Consider the following 18,073-nt stretch of genomic DNA (forward strand, 5'->3'; position numbering starts at 1 on the left):
ATGACGTGTGGCCCGCCGATGGTGTCCTTCGCACCCGTGCCGCCGCCTCTGAGAGGCGCCAGAGCAGGGGGGTGACGTTGGGCCCAAGTGCGAAGGTGGCGGCCGCTACTGACAATCGGCGCGCCCAAGCGACCGGGAGGGAATCGGCACGGCTTGGCGACGCCACGGCGCGGGATCGCCACGCCTGCCCCGACCGCGGAGGGCCGCGGGCCCGCACGCTCCGTGCTAGGAAGAGCCATGCCTGATCGTGATGCGTACGACGCCGTCATCGTCGGCGGGGGCCACAACGGTCTTGTCGCCGCCGCCTATCTCGCCCGCGCCGGGCGGTCCGTGCTGCTGCTGGAGCGGCTCGCCGGGACCGGTGGCGCCGCGGTCTCCAGCAGGCCCTTCCCCGGGGTCGACGCGCGCCTCTCGCGCTACTCGTACCTCGTCAGCCTGCTCCCCAAGAAGATCGTCCGGGACCTCGACCTGGACTTCAGGGTCCGCACCCGCACCGTCTCCTCGTATACCCCGGCCGAACGGGCCGGCCAGGCCACCGGGTTGCTGGTCGGCGGGGGCGAGGCCCGTACCCGGCAGGCCTTCGAGCGGCTGACCGGAGGGCACCGCGAGTACGACGCCTGGCGGGAGTTCTACGCCATGACCGGGGAGGTCGCCCGGCGCGTCTTCCCCACCCTCACCGAACCCCTGCCCGAGCGCGCGGAACTGCGTGCCCGCGTCGACGACGACACCGCGTGGCGGACCCTCTTCGAGGAGCCGATCGGCGCCACGATCGAGGAGCGCTTCGAGGACGACCTGGTCCGCGGGGTCGTCCTCACCGACGCGCTCATCGGCATGTTCGCCGACGCCCACGACCCGTCGCTGCGGCAGAACCGCTGCTTCCTGTACCACGTCATCGGCGGCGGCACCGGCGACTGGAACGTGCCCGTCGGCGGCATGGGCGCCCTCACCGCCGCGATCGCCGACTCGGCGCGGATGTCGGGCGCCGTGTTGCGCACGGGGTGCGAGGTGACGCGCATCGACACCGACGGGCGGCGCGCCGAGGTCACGTATGCGACGGAGGACGGCGTGCACACCGCGGCCGCCGGCCACGTCCTGGTCAACGCCTCGCCGCAGGCCCTCGCCGCGCTCCTCGGCGATGAGCCGCCCGCGCCCGCCGAAGGCGCCCAGCTCAAGGTCAACATGCTGCTCAAGCGGCTGCCGAAGCTGCGCGACACGACCGTCGACCCGTACGAGGCGTTCGCCGGGACCTTCCACATCGCCGAGGGGTACGAGGCGTTGGCGGCCGCCTACGCCCAGGCCGCCGAGGGAAGGCTGCCCGCCGCGCCGCCCTCCGAGATCTACTGCCACTCACTGACCGACCCGACGATCCTCGCCCCCGACCTCGTCGAGAGCGGCCACCACACCCTCACCCTCTTCGGCCTGCACACGCCCGCCCGCCTCTTCGCCCACGACAACGACGCCGTACGAGCCGACCTCCTCACCGCCACCCTCGCCCAACTCGACGCCCACCTCGCCGAACCGATCGCCGACTGCCTGGCCCTCGACGCGGAGGGACACCCCTGCATCGAGGCGAAGACCCCCCTGGACCTGGAACGCGACCTGCGCCTCCCGGGCGGCAACATCTTCCACCGCGACCTCGCCTTCCCCTACGCCCAGGAGGGCACGGGCCGTTGGGGAGTGGAGACGCGACACCCGAACATCCTGCTCTGCGGCGCGGGCGCGGTACGCGGCGGCGGCGTCAGCGGCATCCCGGGGCACAACGCGGCGATGGCCGCGATGGAGAGGGATGGGCTGGGGGCGATGGACGGGTAGGGCGAAGAGGCTTCGGCGGGGGATTGCGTCTCCAGTAGGGGGAGACGCGAGGGTGGGGGCATGAACGGCGACACCCTCTATTCGATCGGCGAGCTGGCCCGTCAGACCGGGCTCACCGTCAAGACCATCCGCTTCTACTCGGACACCGGCATCGTGACACCGGCGGACCGCAGCCCGGCGGGATACCGGCTCTACGGCACCGACGCCGTGGCCCGCCTCGATCTCGTACGGACCCTGCGCGATCTCGGGATCGCCCTGCCCACCATCCGCACGGTCGTGGACCAGGAGGCATCCCTCGCCGAGGTCGCCGCGGCTCACGTCGACGCCCTGGACGTACAGATACGGACCCTGCGCATGCGGCGGGCCGTCCTGTCCCTCGCGGCCGGGCGGGACTCCGGCCCCGGGGAGTTGGACGCCCTGCGCCGGCTCGCCGGACTCTCGGCGGAGGAGCGCCGCCGGCTGATCGGCGGCTTCCTCGACACCGTCTTCGACGGACTGCACGGGCACCCCGCGTTCACTGCCGTGATCCGTTCCATGACACCCGAGTTGCCCGACGACCCCGACGCGGAGCAGGTCGAGGCCTGGGTGGAGCTGGCCGGTCTGCTGCAGGACGCCGACTTCCGTATCAGCGTGCAGGGAATGGCACAGGACCTGGCAGCCGACCGGGCACCGGACGACGCCACCGGCCTGCCCCGGATCCTCGCCAAGGCCATCCACTGCCTGGCCGAACCGGCGCTGGCGAAGGGCCTCGACCCCACAGGGCCGGAGGCCGGGGCCGTCGTCGCGGAGCTCGCCGCCCACTACGCCCACATCGTCGGCGGCCCGGACGACGCCGCGCTGCGCCGACGCCTGGTGACCCGTCTCGTCGGCATGAACGACCCACGCAGAGATCGCTACTTGCACCTGCTCGCCGTCGTCAACGGTTGGCCCGCCCCGGACAGTCTGGCCCCCGTACTCGACTGGACGGTCCGGGCGTTGCGGGCCCGGAGCACGGTGTGACGGCGCCATCGCTCGGACTGCCCAACGGTTACCGCGGGTTGAGGGCGGTTCCGGGGTTTTGGCGGGTCGCAGCCATCGGCATGGCGTCGAAACTTCCGCTCGGCATGCTGACGCTGAGCCTGCTGTTTCTCGTCGGCCGGGACCACGCGTACGGCACCGCGGGGCTGGCCGTGAGCAGTCTGGCGCTCGGGCAGGGGCTCACCGCACCGCTGCGCGGCCGGCTCGTCGACCGTCACGGCCCGCGCGCCGTCCTCCTCTGCTGCCTCGTCGGGCACCTGACGGCCATGGCAGCGCTGACCACGACCGCCGACGCGGGCGGATCCGCCGGCGCGCCGGTGGCTCTGGCCGCGGCTCTGGGGGCCACCACCCCTCCGGTCGGCGTCATGATGCGTACGGTGTGGCACGCGCGCACCGACGGCGACACCCTGGCCACCGCGATGGCCCTCGACTCGGCCATGACGGGTGCCGCCCTCATCACCGGCCCGGTGGTGGCGAGTTGGCTCAGCCTGTCCCTGTCGGCGGCAGCACCATTCGTCGTCCTCGCCGTGGTGAGCACCGGAGTGGTCGTCCTGCTGCTGAACGTGCCCACGGACGCGCTGCCCCCGCCCCGTTCGGGACAGTCGCCGCGCTCACGCCGGACCCTGTTCGGTCCTCTGGCCTCCACACCCTTGCGTCGTCTCCTGGTTGTCGACGGCCTCTTCGTCACCGCCGTGACCGCCCTCGACGTGGCGTTGCCGATCTATGCGAAGGAGCATCACGCGGCTTCGTTCGCCGGCCTGTATCTGGCGGCCCTGTCCCTCGGCAGCGTCCTCGGGAGTCTCGCGCTCGGGGCGGCCCCGAGGCTCGCGGACGGCGGACGGAGACTTCCCCTGCTCCTCGGCGTCTTCGCGTCCGGGGCCTGCGCCCTGGTGGTGGCCGGCCGCTTCTCCCCGGTCGTCGTACTCCTGGTCGGTCCGGTGGCGGGCCTGACCATCGGCTGTACCTTCGGCGTGCTGCGTACCCTCGGCGGGGATCTCGCGCCCGAGGGGCAGGTCGTGGAGACCATGTCCTGGCTCGCGACGCTCGACACGATTGGTGCGGCCGTAGGCGCCGCGACGGTCACACAGGTCATCGCCGCGCGGGGGAGTGGAACCGCGCTGCTCCTGGCGCCAGTTGTCGCCCTGAGCGCCGTGGTGGCTGCCGTCGGCTGGAGCTCGCGGGCGGCCACCGTCGGCAGGCGTGCCCCACAGCACGGGGACGGGGCGGGACGGCGACAGGGAGCAGGCCGACAGGCGTAAGCCGGAGACGGCGAGCAGCAGGGAACCGTCACCGCGGCGGACCGTGGGCGGCAGGAAACTGACACTGCATCAGAAAATCTCTTCCCTCGGTCACGCCCCTGCGGCATCCTGCGCCCATGCAGACGGAGTTGAGCAGGAAACTGGGGATCGAGCACGCCATCTTCGGCTTCACGCCCTTCCCCGCGGTGGCCGCCGCCATCAGTCGGGCGGGTGGGTTCGGGGTGCTCGGGGCGGTGCGCTACACAGCGCCGGACGAGCTGGCCAGGGACCTCGACTGGATGCAGGAGCACGTCGACGGCAGGCCCTACGGGCTCGACGTCGTCATGCCCGCCAAGAAGGTCGAGGCCGCGGACGGGCGGCCGCTCACCGAGGCCGACGTCGAGGCGATGATCCCCGAGGGGCACAGGGAGTTCGTCAGGGAGACCCTCGCCAAGCACGGCGTTCCCGAGCTGGACGAGGGCGAGGCGTCGGGCTGGCGCATCACCGGCTGGATGGAACAGGTCGCCCGCAATCAGCTCGACGTCGCCTTCGACTACCCGATCAAACTCCTTGCCAACGCGCTCGGTTCGCCCCCGCCCGACGTCATCCGGCGCGCCCACGAGCACGACATCCTCGTCGCCGCCCTCGCGGGCAGCGCCCGCCACGCGCGTAAACACGCCGAGGCGGGCATCGACATCGTGGTGGCCCAGGGGTACGAGGCGGGCGGCCACACCGGCGAGATCGCCTCCATGGTGCTCACGCCGGAAGCCGTCGACGCGGTGGCGCCGCTGCCGGTGCTCGCCGCCGGGGGCATCGGCAGCGGTCAGCAGATCGCCGCCGCGCTAGCGCTCGGCGCGCAGGGCGTCTGGCTCGGCTCCCTGTGGCTCACCACTACGGAGGCCGACCTCCACTCGCCCGCCCTCACCCGAAAACTGCTCGCCGCCGGCTCCGGGGACACGGTCCGCTCCCGTGCCCTGACCGGCAAACCCGCCCGCCAGCTGCGCACCCGGTGGACCGACGCCTGGGACGACCCGCAGGGGCCCGGAACGCTGCCGATGCCGCTGCAGGGCCTGCTGGTCGCCGAAGCCGTGTCACGCATCCAGAAGCACGAGGTGCGGGAACTGCTCGGCACTCCGGTCGGCCAGATCGTCGGCCGGATGAACAGCGAACGCAGCGTCCAGGCCGTCTTCGACGAGTTGACCCGCGGTTTCGAGCGGGCCGTCGACCGAGTCATCCGCATCGCGGAAAGGGGAAGTCAGTCGTGAGCACACCCCCCAACGGCTTCTGGGCCCAGGCCGTCGCCGACCCCGGCCGGACCGTCCTCGTGGCGCCCGACGGCGAGGAGTGGACGGCGGGCCGACTGCACGGCGTCGTCAACCAGTTGGTGCACGGACTGCGGGCCGCGGGACTGGAACGGGGCGACGCGTTCGCCGTCGTCCTGCCCAACGGCGTGGAGTTCCTCACCGCCTACCTCGCCGCGTCCCAGGCCGGCTTCTATCTCGTCCCCGTCAACCACCACCTGGTCGGCCCGGAGATCGCCTGGATCGTCGCCGACTCCGGCGCGAAGGTGCTGATCGCACACGAGAAGTTCGCGGACGCCGCCGTAGCGGCGGCCGATGAGGCGGGCCTCCCGGCGAGCCACCGCCACGCCGTCGGAGACGTGCCCGGCTTCCGTCCCTACACCCAACTCCTGGACGGGCACCCGGAGTCGGTGCCTGACCGGCGCACCCTCGGCTGGGTCATGAACTACACCTCGGGCACCACCGGACGCCCCCGCGGCATCCGGCGCCCGCTCTCCGGCAAGCTCCCCGAGGAGTCCTACCTGGGCGGCTTCCTCGGCATCTTCGGCATCAAGCCCTTCGACGGCAACGTCCACCTGGTGTGCTCACCGCTCTACCACACCGCCGTCCTGCAGTTCGCGGGCGCCGCCCTGCACATCGGCCACCCGCTGGTCCTCATGGACAAGTGGACGCCACAGGAGATGCTCCGCCTCATCGACGCGCACAAGTGCACGCACACCCACATGGTGCCCACCCAGTTCCACCGGCTGCTGGCACTCCCGGACGCCACGAAGGCCGCGTACGACGTGTCCTCCATGCGGCACGCCATCCACGGCGCCGCTCCCTGCCCCGACCACGTGAAGCGCGCCATGATCGAGTGGTGGGGCGAGTGCGTCGAGGAGTACTACGCGGCCAGCGAGGGCGGCGGCGCCTTCGCCACCGCGCAGGACTGGCTGAAGAAGCCCGGGACGGTCGGAAAGGCCTGGCCCATCAGCGAGTTGGCCATCTTCGACGACGACGGCGACCGCCTCCCGCCGGGCGAACTCGGCACCGTCTACATGAAGATGTCCACCGGCGGATTCTCGTACCACAAGGACGAGTCGAAGACGAAGAAGAACCGCATCGGCGACTTCTTCACCGTGGGCGACCTCGGACTGCTCGACGAGGACGGTTACCTCTTCCTGCGCGACCGCAAGATCGACATGATCATCTCGGGTGGGGTGAACATCTACCCCGCCGAGATCGAGTCCGCGCTGCTCACCCACCCCGCGGTCGCCGACGCCGCCGCGTTCGGGATCCCGCACGACGACTGGGGCGAAGAGGTCAAGGCCGTCGTCGAGGTGGCCGAGGGCCGCGCGGCCGACGACGTCCTGGCCGCCGAGATCCTGGCCCACTGCGAGCACCGGCTCGCCGGCTACAAGCGGCCGAAGACCGTCGACTTCATCGAGACGATGCCTCGCGACCCCAACGGCAAGCTGTACAAGCGGCGGCTGCGCGAGCCGTACTGGGAGGGCCGCGAGCGCGCCGTGTGACGGGGCGTCAGGATTGGGTCGCGGGTGGTGGTACGGGCAAGGGGTTCGCCCATACCACCACCCGAAGTACCCACCGCCTCAACGGCGTTCGTGCGCCCGCACCACCTTCAGTGCCGGGTCGCCCAGAATGTCCTTCTCGCAGAAGCGCGAGGTCACCCAGCGCTCCTTCGCGTACAGCTTCGTCTGGTCGCTGTAGTGCGGCGAGAGGGGGTTGGAGGACTGGGAGTACGACAGGAGCGTACGGGCCTCGGGGCAGCGGCCGCCGTTCCAGCCGACCGCCTGGATGTGGCTCGACCCGTGCACGACCTCGGTGTAACCGCGCGCGGGATCCCACTGGGCCTCGACCTTGTTCCAGACGCCGAGGGACTCCGTGCCGCCGGAGACGGGGATGCGCTCGCTGCCCCGCACCACGTACTGGTTGTCCCGCAGCGGCGCGTCCAGGGCGATGTCCGCGGCCGTCAGCTCCGTCACCGCGTCGGCCAGGGCGGTCCTGAAGCCGGGCTGCGCGGTGTCGAGGGTGTTCGGCGTGCGCACCGGATCGGCCGCCGAGAAGGGCACCTTCCAGAGCTGCGCGTTCGGCACGGCCGCCGTCACCTTCCGCCAGAAGCGGTCGAAGAGCAGCGCACCCCGGCTGCCGGTGTCCATCCGGTGGTCCCAGCGGGCCAGCACCCGGCACGCGCCCGACACGTCGACGACCTTGCCGTCACTGCCCGTCGCGGTGCCGCCCGGCAGCGCCGCGCAGGCCTTCGCCGCGTCCTCGGCCGCGAGGTCCGCGGCAGGGACCCGGTTCGCGAACTGTTGCCGTTGCAGATCCCGGACCGTGAGGCCGCCCTTCGCCGCCATCTCCGAGACGTCCTCGACGGCGCCGCGGGTGCGCATCGAACGCTGGGTCCCGATCGTGCCGAAGATCCGCTCGTAGCCGGTGAGCGGCTTGTCGGCGTTGGTCAGCCAGGCGCTGTCGTTGGAGTTCTCCGCGTATGGGGCGTCCTTGAGGGTCGGCATCCTCGACGGGCCGAAGATGCCGGGCTGCACCGCGTCCTCGTCGGAGCCGAGCGCGCACGCGCCGCGCGAGCCGTCGAGGACGGCGACGCCCGACGCCGGGTAGGTGACCTTGCCGAGCGCGGTGCTGCAGCGCCGCGCCAGGTCGTCGGTGATCCGGGGGAGCACCTGGGACTGGCTGAGCAGCGAGTGACCGCGGCGGTCGGCGGCGACGGTGTTCACCCAGGGCAGCCCCTGGGTGGTGCGCAGGGCCTTGAGGACGTCGTCGGTCGAACGCGCCCTGCCGAAGCCGAGATCGGTGTCGCTGCCGCGCAGGTTCGCGGCGTTGGGGTCGTTGAGCGCGTACGCCGTGGTCGAGGACCAGGGCAGCGGCAGCTGGGGGCCGAGACCGGTGACGACGGGGCCGTACCGGGTCCACCACTGGGTGCGCGTCACGGGGGCGCCGTCCTTGACCGGCACCGTGACCGTGCGCCTCGTCATCTTCCGCCGCTTGCCGTCCACCAGATATGTGGTCGGGTCGGCCGGGTCCAGTGTGAGCTGGTGGAGGTTGAGGGTGACGCCGGTGGCGACCGTGTGACTCCACGCCACATCGCCGTTGAAGCCGATGTTGACCACGCTCGTGCCGAGCAACGAGCCGCCGGACACGTTCAGTTCACCCGGAATGGTCTGCTGCGACTGCCAGAAGCGGCGCCCGCCCTGCCAGGGGTAGTGCGGGTTGCCGAGCAGCAGACCCCGGCCGTTCGCGGTGGTCCTGCCGCTGAACGCCGCGGCGTTGGAGCCCATGTCGGCGTCCTGCGCGGAGAACAGCTCGCGGGCGGCCTTCGCCGTACGGCCCGGATCGGGCGCGCGGTGATCGCCCGCGGTCGCGGGCGGCGCCGCGGCCGTGATGCCGTCGATGCCGCGGCCCTGTCCGCCGAGCACCTGGACCGCGAAGCCCTGCCGGGCCACGTCGAGTGCGGTGATCGGCCGCACCCAGTCGGCCTTCGCGCAGGCCGGATCGGTGATCCGGTTCTGTTTCAGCCACGCGTTGTAGCCCGCGGCGAAGCCCCGCATGAGCTCCTTGGTCCGCCGTCCCGGACCGGCCGGCGCGGGCCGGTCGAGCAGCTTCTCCACGGTCCCGGCCTCGCGCACGCCGCGGAAGTACTGGTCGCTGCTGAGGTTCGTGGCCGCGGAGGACAGCGCGCCGCCGGGGGAGGCGTCGGGACCGAAGTGGCGCGAACGCTCACCGCGGACGGTCAGATAACCGTCGGCGAGGGTGCAGACCTGGTCGGCGGCCTGCGCCCAGCCGGTGCCGAAGCCGAGGTTCTCGTAGTCCTCGGCGAGGATGTGCGGAATGCCGTACTCGGTGTAGCGGATGGTGGCGTGCAGGCCGCCGTCGGAGGGGCGGGCGTCCCGGGGCGCGGCTCCCGCGCCGGACGACGGGAGCAGGGCCACCGCCGTCAGCAGGGTGATCCCCACCGCCGCCGTGCGTCTCGTGCGGATGCGCATCGTGCCTCCCAACTGGAGTCAGGCAAGGGGCGGTTGAGCGTACCAAGCGGTCGGTCATTTGGTCCGTCCGTTCGCCGGTCCCTTGACCCGCGGGCCCGGGGGACTCAGGATCACGCCATGACGGGTGCGGGTGGCAACAGAGTCGACGACGTCCTCGCGCGCAGCGCGCGCCGGACACCGCGGCGGGTGGCGCTCCGCTACAAGGAGCGCGCGTGGACGTACGCCGAACTCGACGCGGCGGTCACCGCGGCGGCCGGCCTCCTCATGGACGAGGGGCTGCGCGACGGTGACCGGGTCGGAGCGTACGGGCACAACTCCGACGCGTACGTCATCGCCTTCCTGGCCTGCTCACGGGCGGGCCTCGTCCATGTGCCGATCAACCACAACCTCACCGGTGACGATCTGAGGTACATCGTCGAACAGTCGGGCAGCGCCACCGTCCTGGCCGACCCGCACCTGCGGCACCGGCTGCCGGACCCCACCCGGGTGCTCTCGCTGCGCGACACCACGGACTCCCTCCTCACCCACGTGTGCCGCCCGCGCCCGGCCGGCGAGGCGGACCTGTCCGTGAGTACGGGCGACGGGGGCGAACTCGTCCAACTGCTCTACACGTCCGGCACCACGGCCCTGCCGAAGGGCGCCATGATGACGCACCGCGCCCTGCTCCACGAGTACGCCAGCGCCATCACGGCACTGGACCTGAAGGAGACCGACCGGCCCGTCCACTCGCTGCCGCTCTACCACTCGGCGCAGCTGCACGTGTTCCTCATGCCCTACCTCGCGGTCGGCGCCGAGAACACGCTCCTCGACGAACCCGCTCCGGAGCGGATCTTCGAGCTGGTGGAGGCGGGGGAGGCGGACAGCCTGTTCGCGCCGCCGACCGTGTGGATCGGCCTCGCCAACCACCCCGGCTTCGCCCGCCGCGATCTGGGAGCGCTGCGCAAGGCCTACTACGGGGCGTCGATCATGCCGGTGCCGGTCCTGGAGCGGCTGCGCGCACGGCTGCCGGGGCTGGCCTTCTACAACTGCTTCGGGCAGAGCGAGATCGGACCGCTCGCCACCGTCCTCGGGCCCGACGAGCACGAGGGGCGGATGGACTCCTGCGGGCGGCCGGTGCTCTTCGTCGAGGCCCGTGTCGTGGACGAGAGCGGACGCGAGGTGCCGGACGGCACCCGGGGCGAAGTCGTCTACCGGTCACCGCAGTTGTGCGAAGGCTACTGGGACAAGCCGGAGGAGACCGCGGAGGCGTTCCGCGACGGCTGGTTCCACTCCGGGGACCTCGCGGTGCGGGACGCCGACGGTTACTTCACCGTCGTCGACCGGGTGAAGGACGTCATCAACTCCGGGGGAGTCCTCGTCGCGTCCAGGCAGGTCGAGGACGCGCTCTACACGCACCCGGGTGTCGCGGAGGCCGCGGTGATCGGCCTCCCGGACGAGCGCTGGATCGAGGCGGTGACCGCCGTCGTCGTACGCGGCGACAAGGAGCTCACGGAAGCCGACCTCATCGCGCACGCACGGGCAGAACTCGCTCACTTCAAGGCGCCGAAGCGGGTCCTGTTCGTCGACGAACTGCCGCGCAACGCCAGCGGCAAGATCCTCAAGAGGGAACTGCGGGACCGTTTCCGCACCAACTGACGGGACGGATCGGCCGGTTCCGGGTGAGGCACACGGCGGGCGTTCAAGGCGGGGTGTACGACGGGCATGGGCCGGCGCGTGGCGCCGGCCCATGCCCGTCGTACGGTCAGGCGCTGGCGTGACGGCGCTCTCCGTTTGCGGTGGACGACTCGCCGTCGACGGCTCTGCCGCCTTCGGTGGACGTGTCGTCCTCGAGTGGGCCGGTGCGGTCGGCCTCGTCCCGGGCGAGCAGGGAGAGCAGCGAGGCGACGGCCAGCCCGGACTCGGCCGGGTGGCGCAGCACCTTGGCGGGGTCGATCGCGTACGAGTTCGAGCGCCCCTCCTTGGTGTGGGAGAGATAACCGTCTTGTTCCAGGTCGGCGATGATCTTCTGAACGGCGCGTTCCGTAAGCCGGCAATGGGCGGCGATGTCGCGGATACGGGCGCTGTGATTGTCGGCGATCGCCGCCAGCACGCGCGCGTGGTTGGTGAGAAACGTCCATCCGGTGTGTGACTCGGGCACTCCATCCATGGGCCAACTCTATGACGAGACATACACGGTTTCAAAAACACGTACTCGATTTCAGGTATTAGTTGACGTGTGTGGTGGGCGGAGGGCAGCCTTAGGACTGGCGGTAGGCAACGAGGAGAGGGAGAGGCCATGCCGGAGCCCGCGTTCTCTCATGAGCCCCTGATGGGCGAGAGCAGCAGTTACAGCCGTGCGCCGGTCGCACGCCCGGCACCTCCGACCTCGCTGTCACCGCCCGTACGGCTGCGCCCCGGGTTGGACGCGGGCAGGACGACCGTGGCCGTGTGGGGTGAGCTCGATCTCGATGCCGCCCAGCGGCTCCGGTCCGAGCTCTACGGCGCCCTGAGTCACGCGCCCCAGGGCCTCGACCTGGACCTGCGGGAGGTGGACTTCTGCGACTGCTCCGGCCTCAACCTCCTGCTCGGCCTCCGCCACCAGGCCGTGGAGCAGGGCAAGACGGTCCGCATCGCCCGGAGCAGCCCCGCCCTGGAGCGCGTCATCGACCTCACCGGCACCCGCCACCTCCTCGCGCCCACCGAGCCGACGGGCGGCGGCGCGGACGCGGCCTGCCCGGTCGTCCACGAGGCGGCCCCGGCCGACGACGCCGAGCAGGATCTGCGGACCGTGGTGACCCAGTTGCGGCGGGCGATGCAGACCCGGCCCATCATCGACCTGGCCCGCGGCATCCTGATGTCCTCCTTCTACCTGAGCCCCGAGGCCGCCTGGGACGTCCTGGTCACCGCCTCCCAGAACACCAACACCAAGCTGCACGTCCTCGCCGGGGACGTCGTGGCGACCGTCCAGGGCTGCGCCCTGTCCGACACCGTCCGCAAGCAACTGGAGGCCGCGGTCGCCAAGTCGAACGCGAGGGGCTCGGGCCTGCCGGCCATGGCCCAGCCCGATTTCGCCGTCACCGCCGTCGACCCGGGGGCGCCGCCCGACAGCATCGCCTGACACGCGGCGGCCACGCCGGGCATTCCGGGGCGCACGCCTCACCTGCCGTCGGCGTCCTCACCTGCCGTGGGAGTCTCCGCCCGCCGCCCGCCGCCCGCGCCCTCGCCCGCCCCTCGGCGCCGTCAGCCGCGCGCGTCCCTCTCGCGCAGATCCACGATGCGCTTGAACTTGCCCACCGACCGCTCCAGCGTCTCCGGGTCGACGATCTCCACGCCCACCGAGACGCCGATGCCGTCCTTCACCGCCGCCGCGATCTCCCGGGCCGCGCTCTCGCGCCGCGCCGTCGGAGTGTCCGCGCGGGCCTCGGCCCGCACCGTCAGGGCGTCCATCCGGCCCTCCCGCGTCAGCCGCAGCTGGAAGTGCGGGGCGATGCCCGGCGTGCGCAGCACGATCTCCTCGATCTGGGTGGGGAAGAGATTGACCCCGCGCAGGATCACCATGTCGTCGCTGCGGCCCGTCACCTTCTCCATCCGCCTAAAGATCCGCGCCGTCCCGGGCAGCAGCCGCGTCAGGTCGCGTGTCCGGTAGCGGATGAGGGGCATGGCCTCCTTCGTGAGGGCGGTGAACACCAGCTCGCCGCGCTCGCCGTCCGGCAGCGACTCGCCCGTGATCGGGTCCACGACCTCCGGATAGAAGTGGTCCTCCCAGATGTGCAGCCCGTCCTTGGTCTCCACGCACTCCTGCGCGACGCCGGGGCCGATCACCTCGGAGAGGCCGTAGATGTCCACGGCGTCGATCGCGAAGCGCTCCTCGATCTCGCGCCGCATCTCCTCCGTCCACGGCTCCGCGCCGAAGATGCCGACGCGCAGGGACGTCGTACGGGGATCGACGCCCTGCCGCTCGAACTCCTCGAGGAGGGTGAGCATGTACGACGGGGTCACCATGATGATCTCGGGGCGGAGGTCCTGGATCAGCCGCACCTGGCGCGCCGTCATGCCGCCGGAGGCCGGAATGACCGTGCAGCCCAGCCGCTCAGCCCCGTAGTGCGCGCCCAGGCCACCGGTGAACAGGCCGTATCCGTACGCCACATGGACCTTGTCGCCGGGGCGGCCGCCCGCCGCGCGGATCGAGCGCGCGACCACGTCCGCCCACATGGAGAGGTCCTGCTCGGTGTAGCCGACGAGCGTCGGCAGCCCCGTCGTACCACTGGAGGCGTGCAGCCTGCGCACCTCCGACTGCTCCACCGCGAACATCCCGAAGGGGTAGTTGGCCCGCAGGTCGTCCTTGGTGGTGAACGGGAACCGCGCGAGGTCGGCGAGGCTGCGGCAGTCGTCGGGGCGCAGCCCCGCCTTGTCGAAGGACGCCCGGTAGAACGGGACGTTCTCGTACGCGTGCAGCAGGGTGTCCTGGAGCCGTTCGAGCTGCAGGGCCCCGAGCTCACGCGGGCCGAGCCGTTCCGCCGCGTCGAGCAGTAGCGGCATGCGCGTCATAGAGAGTGCTCCCGTCCTGAACGGGCGACCGATCATTCGGTCGTCGATCTTCTGTGCAGCTCAGTAATCCAGGCCCGGCAGTGGGCGTCAAGGGATCGCACACCGCCGCTTTGAGCTGCGGCGCAAGGGCATGGGCCACCGTCATGGGCCACCTGCGTCGGCATTGCCCGGGCGGGCCCCGGGATGTGATGATCACCCGTATGCCGACATTCAGCGCGTACGACGGGACGGAGCTCGCCTACCACGAGAAGGGGGAGGGTGAGCCGCTGCTCGTCGTGCCGGGCGGCCCGATGCGCGCCTCCGTCTACCTCGACGACCTCGGGGGACTCGCGGCGCGACGCCGTCTGATCCTGCTCGACCTGCGCGGCACGGGCGACTCGGCGGAGCCGGACGACCCGGCGACGTACCGCTGCGAACGGCTCGTCGACGACATCGAGGCGCTGCGCGAGCACCTCGGACTTGACCGGGTCGACGTGCTCGGCCACTCGTCCGGCGGTGACCTCGTCACGCTGTACGCGGCCCGCCACCCGAAGCGGATCCGCACCCTCGTCCTCGTGACCCCCGCGACCCTCGCGGTGGGCGGCGTCGTGACCGTGGAGGACCGGATGGGCGCGGCCGCGCTGCGCAAGGACGAGCCCTGGTATCCGGCGGTCGAGACGGCGCTGCGGGAGATCGCGGCGGGCGGTGCCCCGAGCGCGGGCTGGGACGTCATCGCGCCGCTCACGTACGGCCGTTGGGACGAGCGGGCGCAGGCGCACCGGGCGCAGAGCGCGGCGCAGAAGAACGCGCGGGCATCCATGGCGTTCTACGGTGAGGCGACCTTCGACCCGCCCGCGACCCGGGCCGCGCTCGCGGAGCTGACGGCCCCCGTGCTCGTCTTGGCGGGCGGCTTCGACGGCGGCCCCAACCCGGCCCGTGCCGAGGAGTTCGCCGCGCTGTTCCCCGGCGGCGTGTGCCAAGTGCAGCCGGGCGGCGGGCACTTCCCGTGGCTCGACGACCCGGAGTGGTTCGTGCGGCGGGTCGAGGGGTTCCTCGCGCAGCACTGACGGCGTGACGTGTCGCTGGATTCGGCGGACCGGCGTGCGGCTCGCGGGGTGTGCGCATACGGCGGGGCGGGACGTTCGGCTCGTACGATGACGGCTCGTACGATGACCGGCGACCGTGTGCGGTCGTCGGACCGCCGTCAACGACCCCCAGGGGGAACCGCCGTGCGCCTCGCCACCGACACCCGCCGCCTCGTCACCGCCGGCGCGCTGGCCGCCGTCCTGCTCGGGGGCGGCAGCACGGCCGCCGTGGCGGCGCCCGCTCAACCCACCCGGCCTGCCGCGTCCGCCGCCGCCACGTCCGCCTCGTACGCGGGTTCGTACGCCCGGCTGCGCTCCCTGGCCGACCTGTCCGCGCAGCGGCTGGCCACCGCCGACCTGGTCGCCGCGGCCAAGTACGGCACGGACAGCCCCATCGACGACCCGGCCCGCGAGCGCCAGGTCCTGGAGGCGGTGGCCCGGCAGGCCGAGGAGGCGGGCGCCGACCCGGAGGCCACCGTGCGGATCTTCCGCGACCAGATCGAGGCCAACAAGGTCGTCCAGCGGGGGCTGTTCCGCCGCTGGGACGCCGACCCGTCCCAGGCCCCGAAGGACCGGCCCGACCTCGGCGAGGTCCGCGAGGAGATCAACCGCGTCAACGCCGAGTTGGTACGGGGCATCGCCCTGTCGCCGGAAGCGCGGACGGCACCGTACTGCGGCGGAGTGCTGACCGTCGCGGCCGTGCGCGTGCGGCACGAGGACCGGCTCGACGGCCTGCACTCCGTCGCCCTGGGGCGGGCGCTGCGGTCAGTCTGCGCGGGCTGACAGGCGCGGTGCGTCGCGGGGGCGGCGGTAGACGGACCACGGCAGGAAGTACTGGGTGACGGTGCCGACCGCGACGGCGTAGAGCACGGTGCCGGCCCCCACGGTTCCGCCGAGCAGCCAGCCCGCCGCGAGCACGGCGAGCTCGATGACGGTGCGGACCCGCCGCAGTGAGTGTCCGGTCAGGGCGGCCGCACCCGTCATCAGCCCGTCCCGGGGCCCGGGCCCGAAGCGCGCGCCGACGTAGACGGCGACGGAGAGCCCGTTGAGGACCACCCCGCCCGCGAGCAGTCCGATCCGGGCGGGCAGGCCCAGGTCGTCGGGGAGGGCGAGCAGGCCGAGGTCGGAAGAGACGGCCAGGACGGCGATGTTGGCGAAGGTCCCGAACGTCGGCCGCTGCTTGAGCGGGATCCACAGCAGCAGCACGAGCACGCCGAGCACGGCGCTGATGGTGCCGAAGCTGAGGGGCGTGCGGTGCTCCAGACCTTCGTAGAGCACGCTCCACGGATTCACGCCGAGCGCCGCCCGGACCAGCATCGAGAGGCTGAACCCGTAGAGGGCGAGGCCGAGCAGGAGCTGGGGCAGACGTCTCAAGGGCCGCTCGTGGAACGGGACGTACGAGATGTCCTGCCGCATTGGTCTGGCCTCCGAGCCGGTGAGCGTGTGCGCGCTTCGAGGACCGCCGCGGGGCAAGCCGCGCATCGTCAAAGCCATTGCGGCCACTCTGTAGAGTGATTGGCCCGTAAAGCACAGCCAATTTCAGGAGAATGGTGTGGTCGACACGCGCCCGGAGCGGCCCCCGGCCGTGGACGAGCAGGTCCGCCGGACGGATCGGACGACGCTCGGCAGCCGGCAACTCGCCGCGCTGCTGCCCGACCCCGCCGGCATGCGGCCCGCCTACCGCCATCTGGCCCGCGCCATCAGCGAGTTGATCCTGGACGGCCGCATCGCCCTGCACGTCAGACTGCCCGCCGAACGCGAGCTGGCGGCCGCGCTCGACACCAGCAGGACCACCGTCACCGCCGTGTACGACCTGCTGCGCGAGAGCGGCTACGCGCACAGCCGCCAGGGCGCCGGCACCTGGACCGCGCTGCCCGCAGGCCGCGCCCCGCACGGTGTGCGCCGGTTCCTCGCGGCCGAGGACACCGCGATCGACCTGGCCAGGGCGGCGCCCGGGCTGCCGCAGCAGGAGCTCACCGACGCCCTCGCCCGGGTCGCGCCCCAGCTCGCGGCGCACGCGCACACCCCCGGCTACCACCCGTACGGCCTGCCCGAACTCCGGGCCGCAGTCGCCGAGCGCTACACCCGGCGGGGTCTCGCCACCGTGCCCGAACAGATCCTGGTCACCTCGGGCGCCCAGCACGCGCTGACCCTCGTCCTGGGACTCCTGAGCAGCCCCGGCGACCGCATCCTGGTCGAGAACCCCTCCTACCCGAACGCTCTGGAGGCGATGCGCCGCGGTCGGCTGCGCACGCTCTCCGTACCCGTCACAGAAGAGGGCTGGGACGGCGATGTCGTCGAGTCCGCCTTCCGGCAATCGGTGCCGCAACTCGCCTATCTGATACCGGACTTCCACAACCCGACCGGTTGCCTCATGCCGCCGGAGGAGCGGGCGAGGGTGCTGCACGCCGCCCGGCGGTGCGGCTCCTGGACCGTAGTCGACGAGACCCTCGCCGAGCTCGCCCTCGACGTACCGGCGCCCGCGCCCTTCGCCTCGCACGCCGCGCCGGGCGGCACCGGCCAGCTCATCACCCTCGGCTCCATGAGCAAGACCCACTGGGCGGGCCTGCGCATCGGCTGGCTGCGGGCGCCCGCCCGGCTCGTCACCGAACTCGCGGGGCAGCGCGTCGCCACCGACATGGGCGGCTCCGTCCTCGACCAACTCCTGGCCCTCGACCTCCTTGACCGGGCGGACGACCTGCTGCCCCGCCGGCTGGAGCAGCTACGGGCGGGGCGCGCCGCGCTCACCGCCGCCCTGGCCGAACACCTCCCGGGCTGGAGCTGGCACCTGCCGCCCGGCGGCCTCTCGCTCTGGGTGGACCTGGGCGAGCCGATCGGCTCGGCGCTGGCCGAGCGGGCGCTCGACCACGGGGTACGGATCGAGAGCGGCTCCTGCTTCGCAACCGACCCGGGCGTCTTCGAGCAACGGCTCCGCATCCCGTACACCATCCCGCCGGACACCCTGCGCGAGGCGGTGCGCCGGATGGCCGCCGCACTCGCCGACGACCCGGTGCGGACACGGGGCGGCGGTGCGCGGTCGCACTGGGTGGCGTGAGGCAGGGCCGAGTCACTGGGTGGCCTGAGGCAGGGCCGAGTCACTGGGTGGCCAGAGGCAG

At 72.2% G+C, this 18,073-nt stretch carries 14 protein-coding genes; 10 read left to right on the forward strand and 4 right to left on the reverse strand.

Going from position 1 to position 18,073, the window contains the following annotated elements:
* The first annotated feature begins 237 nt into the window (after nucleotides 1-237).
* The 5 genes from ACFYO9_RS29505 (at nucleotide 238) to ACFYO9_RS29525 (ending at nucleotide 6,879) form a co-directional block, all read left to right on the forward strand.
* Nucleotides 238-1,812 carry an NAD(P)/FAD-dependent oxidoreductase gene (locus ACFYO9_RS29505; protein WP_358778066.1) on the forward strand — a complete coding sequence of 525 codons (1,575 nt, stop codon included), beginning with the start codon at nucleotides 238-240 and terminating at the stop codon, nucleotides 1,810-1,812.
* A gap of 60 nt (nucleotides 1,813-1,872) precedes the next feature.
* Nucleotides 1,873-2,811 carry a MerR family transcriptional regulator gene (locus ACFYO9_RS29510; RefSeq protein ID WP_358778065.1) on the forward strand — a complete coding sequence of 313 codons (939 nt, stop codon included), beginning with the start codon at nucleotides 1,873-1,875 and terminating at the stop codon, nucleotides 2,809-2,811.
* A gap of 80 nt (nucleotides 2,812-2,891) precedes the next feature.
* A complete protein-coding gene (locus ACFYO9_RS29515; protein ID WP_358778064.1) occupies nucleotides 2,892-4,088 on the forward strand; it encodes an MFS transporter in 1,197 nt (398 codons plus the stop codon).
* A gap of 116 nt (nucleotides 4,089-4,204) precedes the next feature.
* Nucleotides 4,205-5,332: a nitronate monooxygenase family protein gene (locus ACFYO9_RS29520; protein ID WP_358778063.1), complete on the forward strand. Its 1,128-nt coding sequence runs from the start codon at nucleotides 4,205-4,207 to the stop codon at nucleotides 5,330-5,332.
* Complete coding sequence (locus ACFYO9_RS29525; protein WP_358778062.1) at nucleotides 5,329-6,879, forward strand: acyl-CoA synthetase; 1,551 nt, start codon at nucleotides 5,329-5,331, stop codon at nucleotides 6,877-6,879. Before ACFYO9_RS29520 ends, ACFYO9_RS29525 begins: the two co-directional genes overlap by 4 nt.
* 78 nt (nucleotides 6,880-6,957) lie before the next feature.
* On the opposite strand, the gene ACFYO9_RS29530 is transcribed toward ACFYO9_RS29525, so the two are convergent.
* Entirely contained in the window at nucleotides 6,958-9,366 is a 2,409-nt protein-coding gene (locus tag ACFYO9_RS29530) for a penicillin acylase family protein (protein WP_358778061.1), read from the reverse strand.
* A gap of 117 nt (nucleotides 9,367-9,483) precedes the next feature.
* On the opposite strand from ACFYO9_RS29530, the gene ACFYO9_RS29535 reads away from it, so the two are divergent.
* The gene (locus ACFYO9_RS29535) at nucleotides 9,484-11,001 is read left to right on the forward strand and encodes an acyl-CoA synthetase (RefSeq protein ID WP_358778060.1); all 1,518 of its coding nucleotides are present in this window, start codon (nucleotides 9,484-9,486) and stop codon (nucleotides 10,999-11,001) included.
* Nucleotides 11,002-11,107: 106 nt separating this feature from the next.
* Here ACFYO9_RS29535 and ACFYO9_RS29540 read toward each other — a convergent pair whose 3' ends face one another.
* Complete coding sequence (locus tag ACFYO9_RS29540) at nucleotides 11,108-11,512, reverse strand: helix-turn-helix domain-containing protein (protein WP_358778059.1); 405 nt, start codon at nucleotides 11,510-11,512, stop codon at nucleotides 11,108-11,110.
* Nucleotides 11,513-11,641: 129 nt separating this feature from the next.
* Here ACFYO9_RS29540 and ACFYO9_RS29545 point away from each other — a divergent pair, with 129 nt between their 5' ends.
* Nucleotides 11,642-12,463: an ANTAR domain-containing protein gene (locus ACFYO9_RS29545; RefSeq protein WP_358778058.1), complete on the forward strand. Its 822-nt coding sequence runs from the start codon at nucleotides 11,642-11,644 to the stop codon at nucleotides 12,461-12,463.
* A gap of 122 nt (nucleotides 12,464-12,585) precedes the next feature.
* Here the strand turns inward: ACFYO9_RS29545 and paaK are convergent, their stop codons facing one another.
* Nucleotides 12,586-13,884, reverse strand: a complete 1,299-nt coding sequence (gene paaK, locus ACFYO9_RS29550) for a phenylacetate--CoA ligase PaaK (RefSeq protein WP_358778137.1) — start codon at nucleotides 13,882-13,884, stop codon at nucleotides 12,586-12,588.
* A gap of 209 nt (nucleotides 13,885-14,093) precedes the next feature.
* Here paaK and ACFYO9_RS29555 point away from each other — a divergent pair, with 209 nt between their 5' ends.
* Both ACFYO9_RS29555 and ACFYO9_RS29560 read left to right on the forward strand, forming a co-directional pair.
* A complete protein-coding gene (locus ACFYO9_RS29555; protein WP_358778057.1) occupies nucleotides 14,094-14,939 on the forward strand; it encodes an alpha/beta hydrolase in 846 nt (281 codons plus the stop codon).
* 162 nt (nucleotides 14,940-15,101) lie between these two features.
* Nucleotides 15,102-15,740: a chorismate mutase gene (locus tag ACFYO9_RS29560; RefSeq protein WP_358778056.1), complete on the forward strand. Its 639-nt coding sequence runs from the start codon at nucleotides 15,102-15,104 to the stop codon at nucleotides 15,738-15,740.
* Here the strand turns inward: ACFYO9_RS29560 and ACFYO9_RS29565 are convergent.
* Nucleotides 15,723-16,373 (reverse strand): hypothetical protein, encoded by a 651-nt coding sequence (locus tag ACFYO9_RS29565; RefSeq protein ID WP_358778055.1) that lies wholly within the window; start codon nucleotides 16,371-16,373, stop codon nucleotides 15,723-15,725. The two genes, ACFYO9_RS29560 and ACFYO9_RS29565, sit on opposite strands and share 18 nt — an antisense overlap.
* A 136-nt stretch (nucleotides 16,374-16,509) precedes the next feature.
* Between ACFYO9_RS29565 and ACFYO9_RS29570 the strand changes: the two genes are divergently transcribed.
* Nucleotides 16,510-18,012 (forward strand): PLP-dependent aminotransferase family protein, encoded by a 1,503-nt coding sequence (locus ACFYO9_RS29570; RefSeq protein WP_388666695.1) that lies wholly within the window; start codon nucleotides 16,510-16,512, stop codon nucleotides 18,010-18,012.
* Nucleotides 18,013-18,073 lie beyond the last annotated feature (61 nt).

It is taken from the genome of Streptomyces sp. NPDC005863, from assembly GCF_042871345.1.
In the GTDB taxonomy this organism is placed as follows: domain Bacteria; phylum Actinomycetota; class Actinomycetes; order Streptomycetales; family Streptomycetaceae; genus Streptomyces.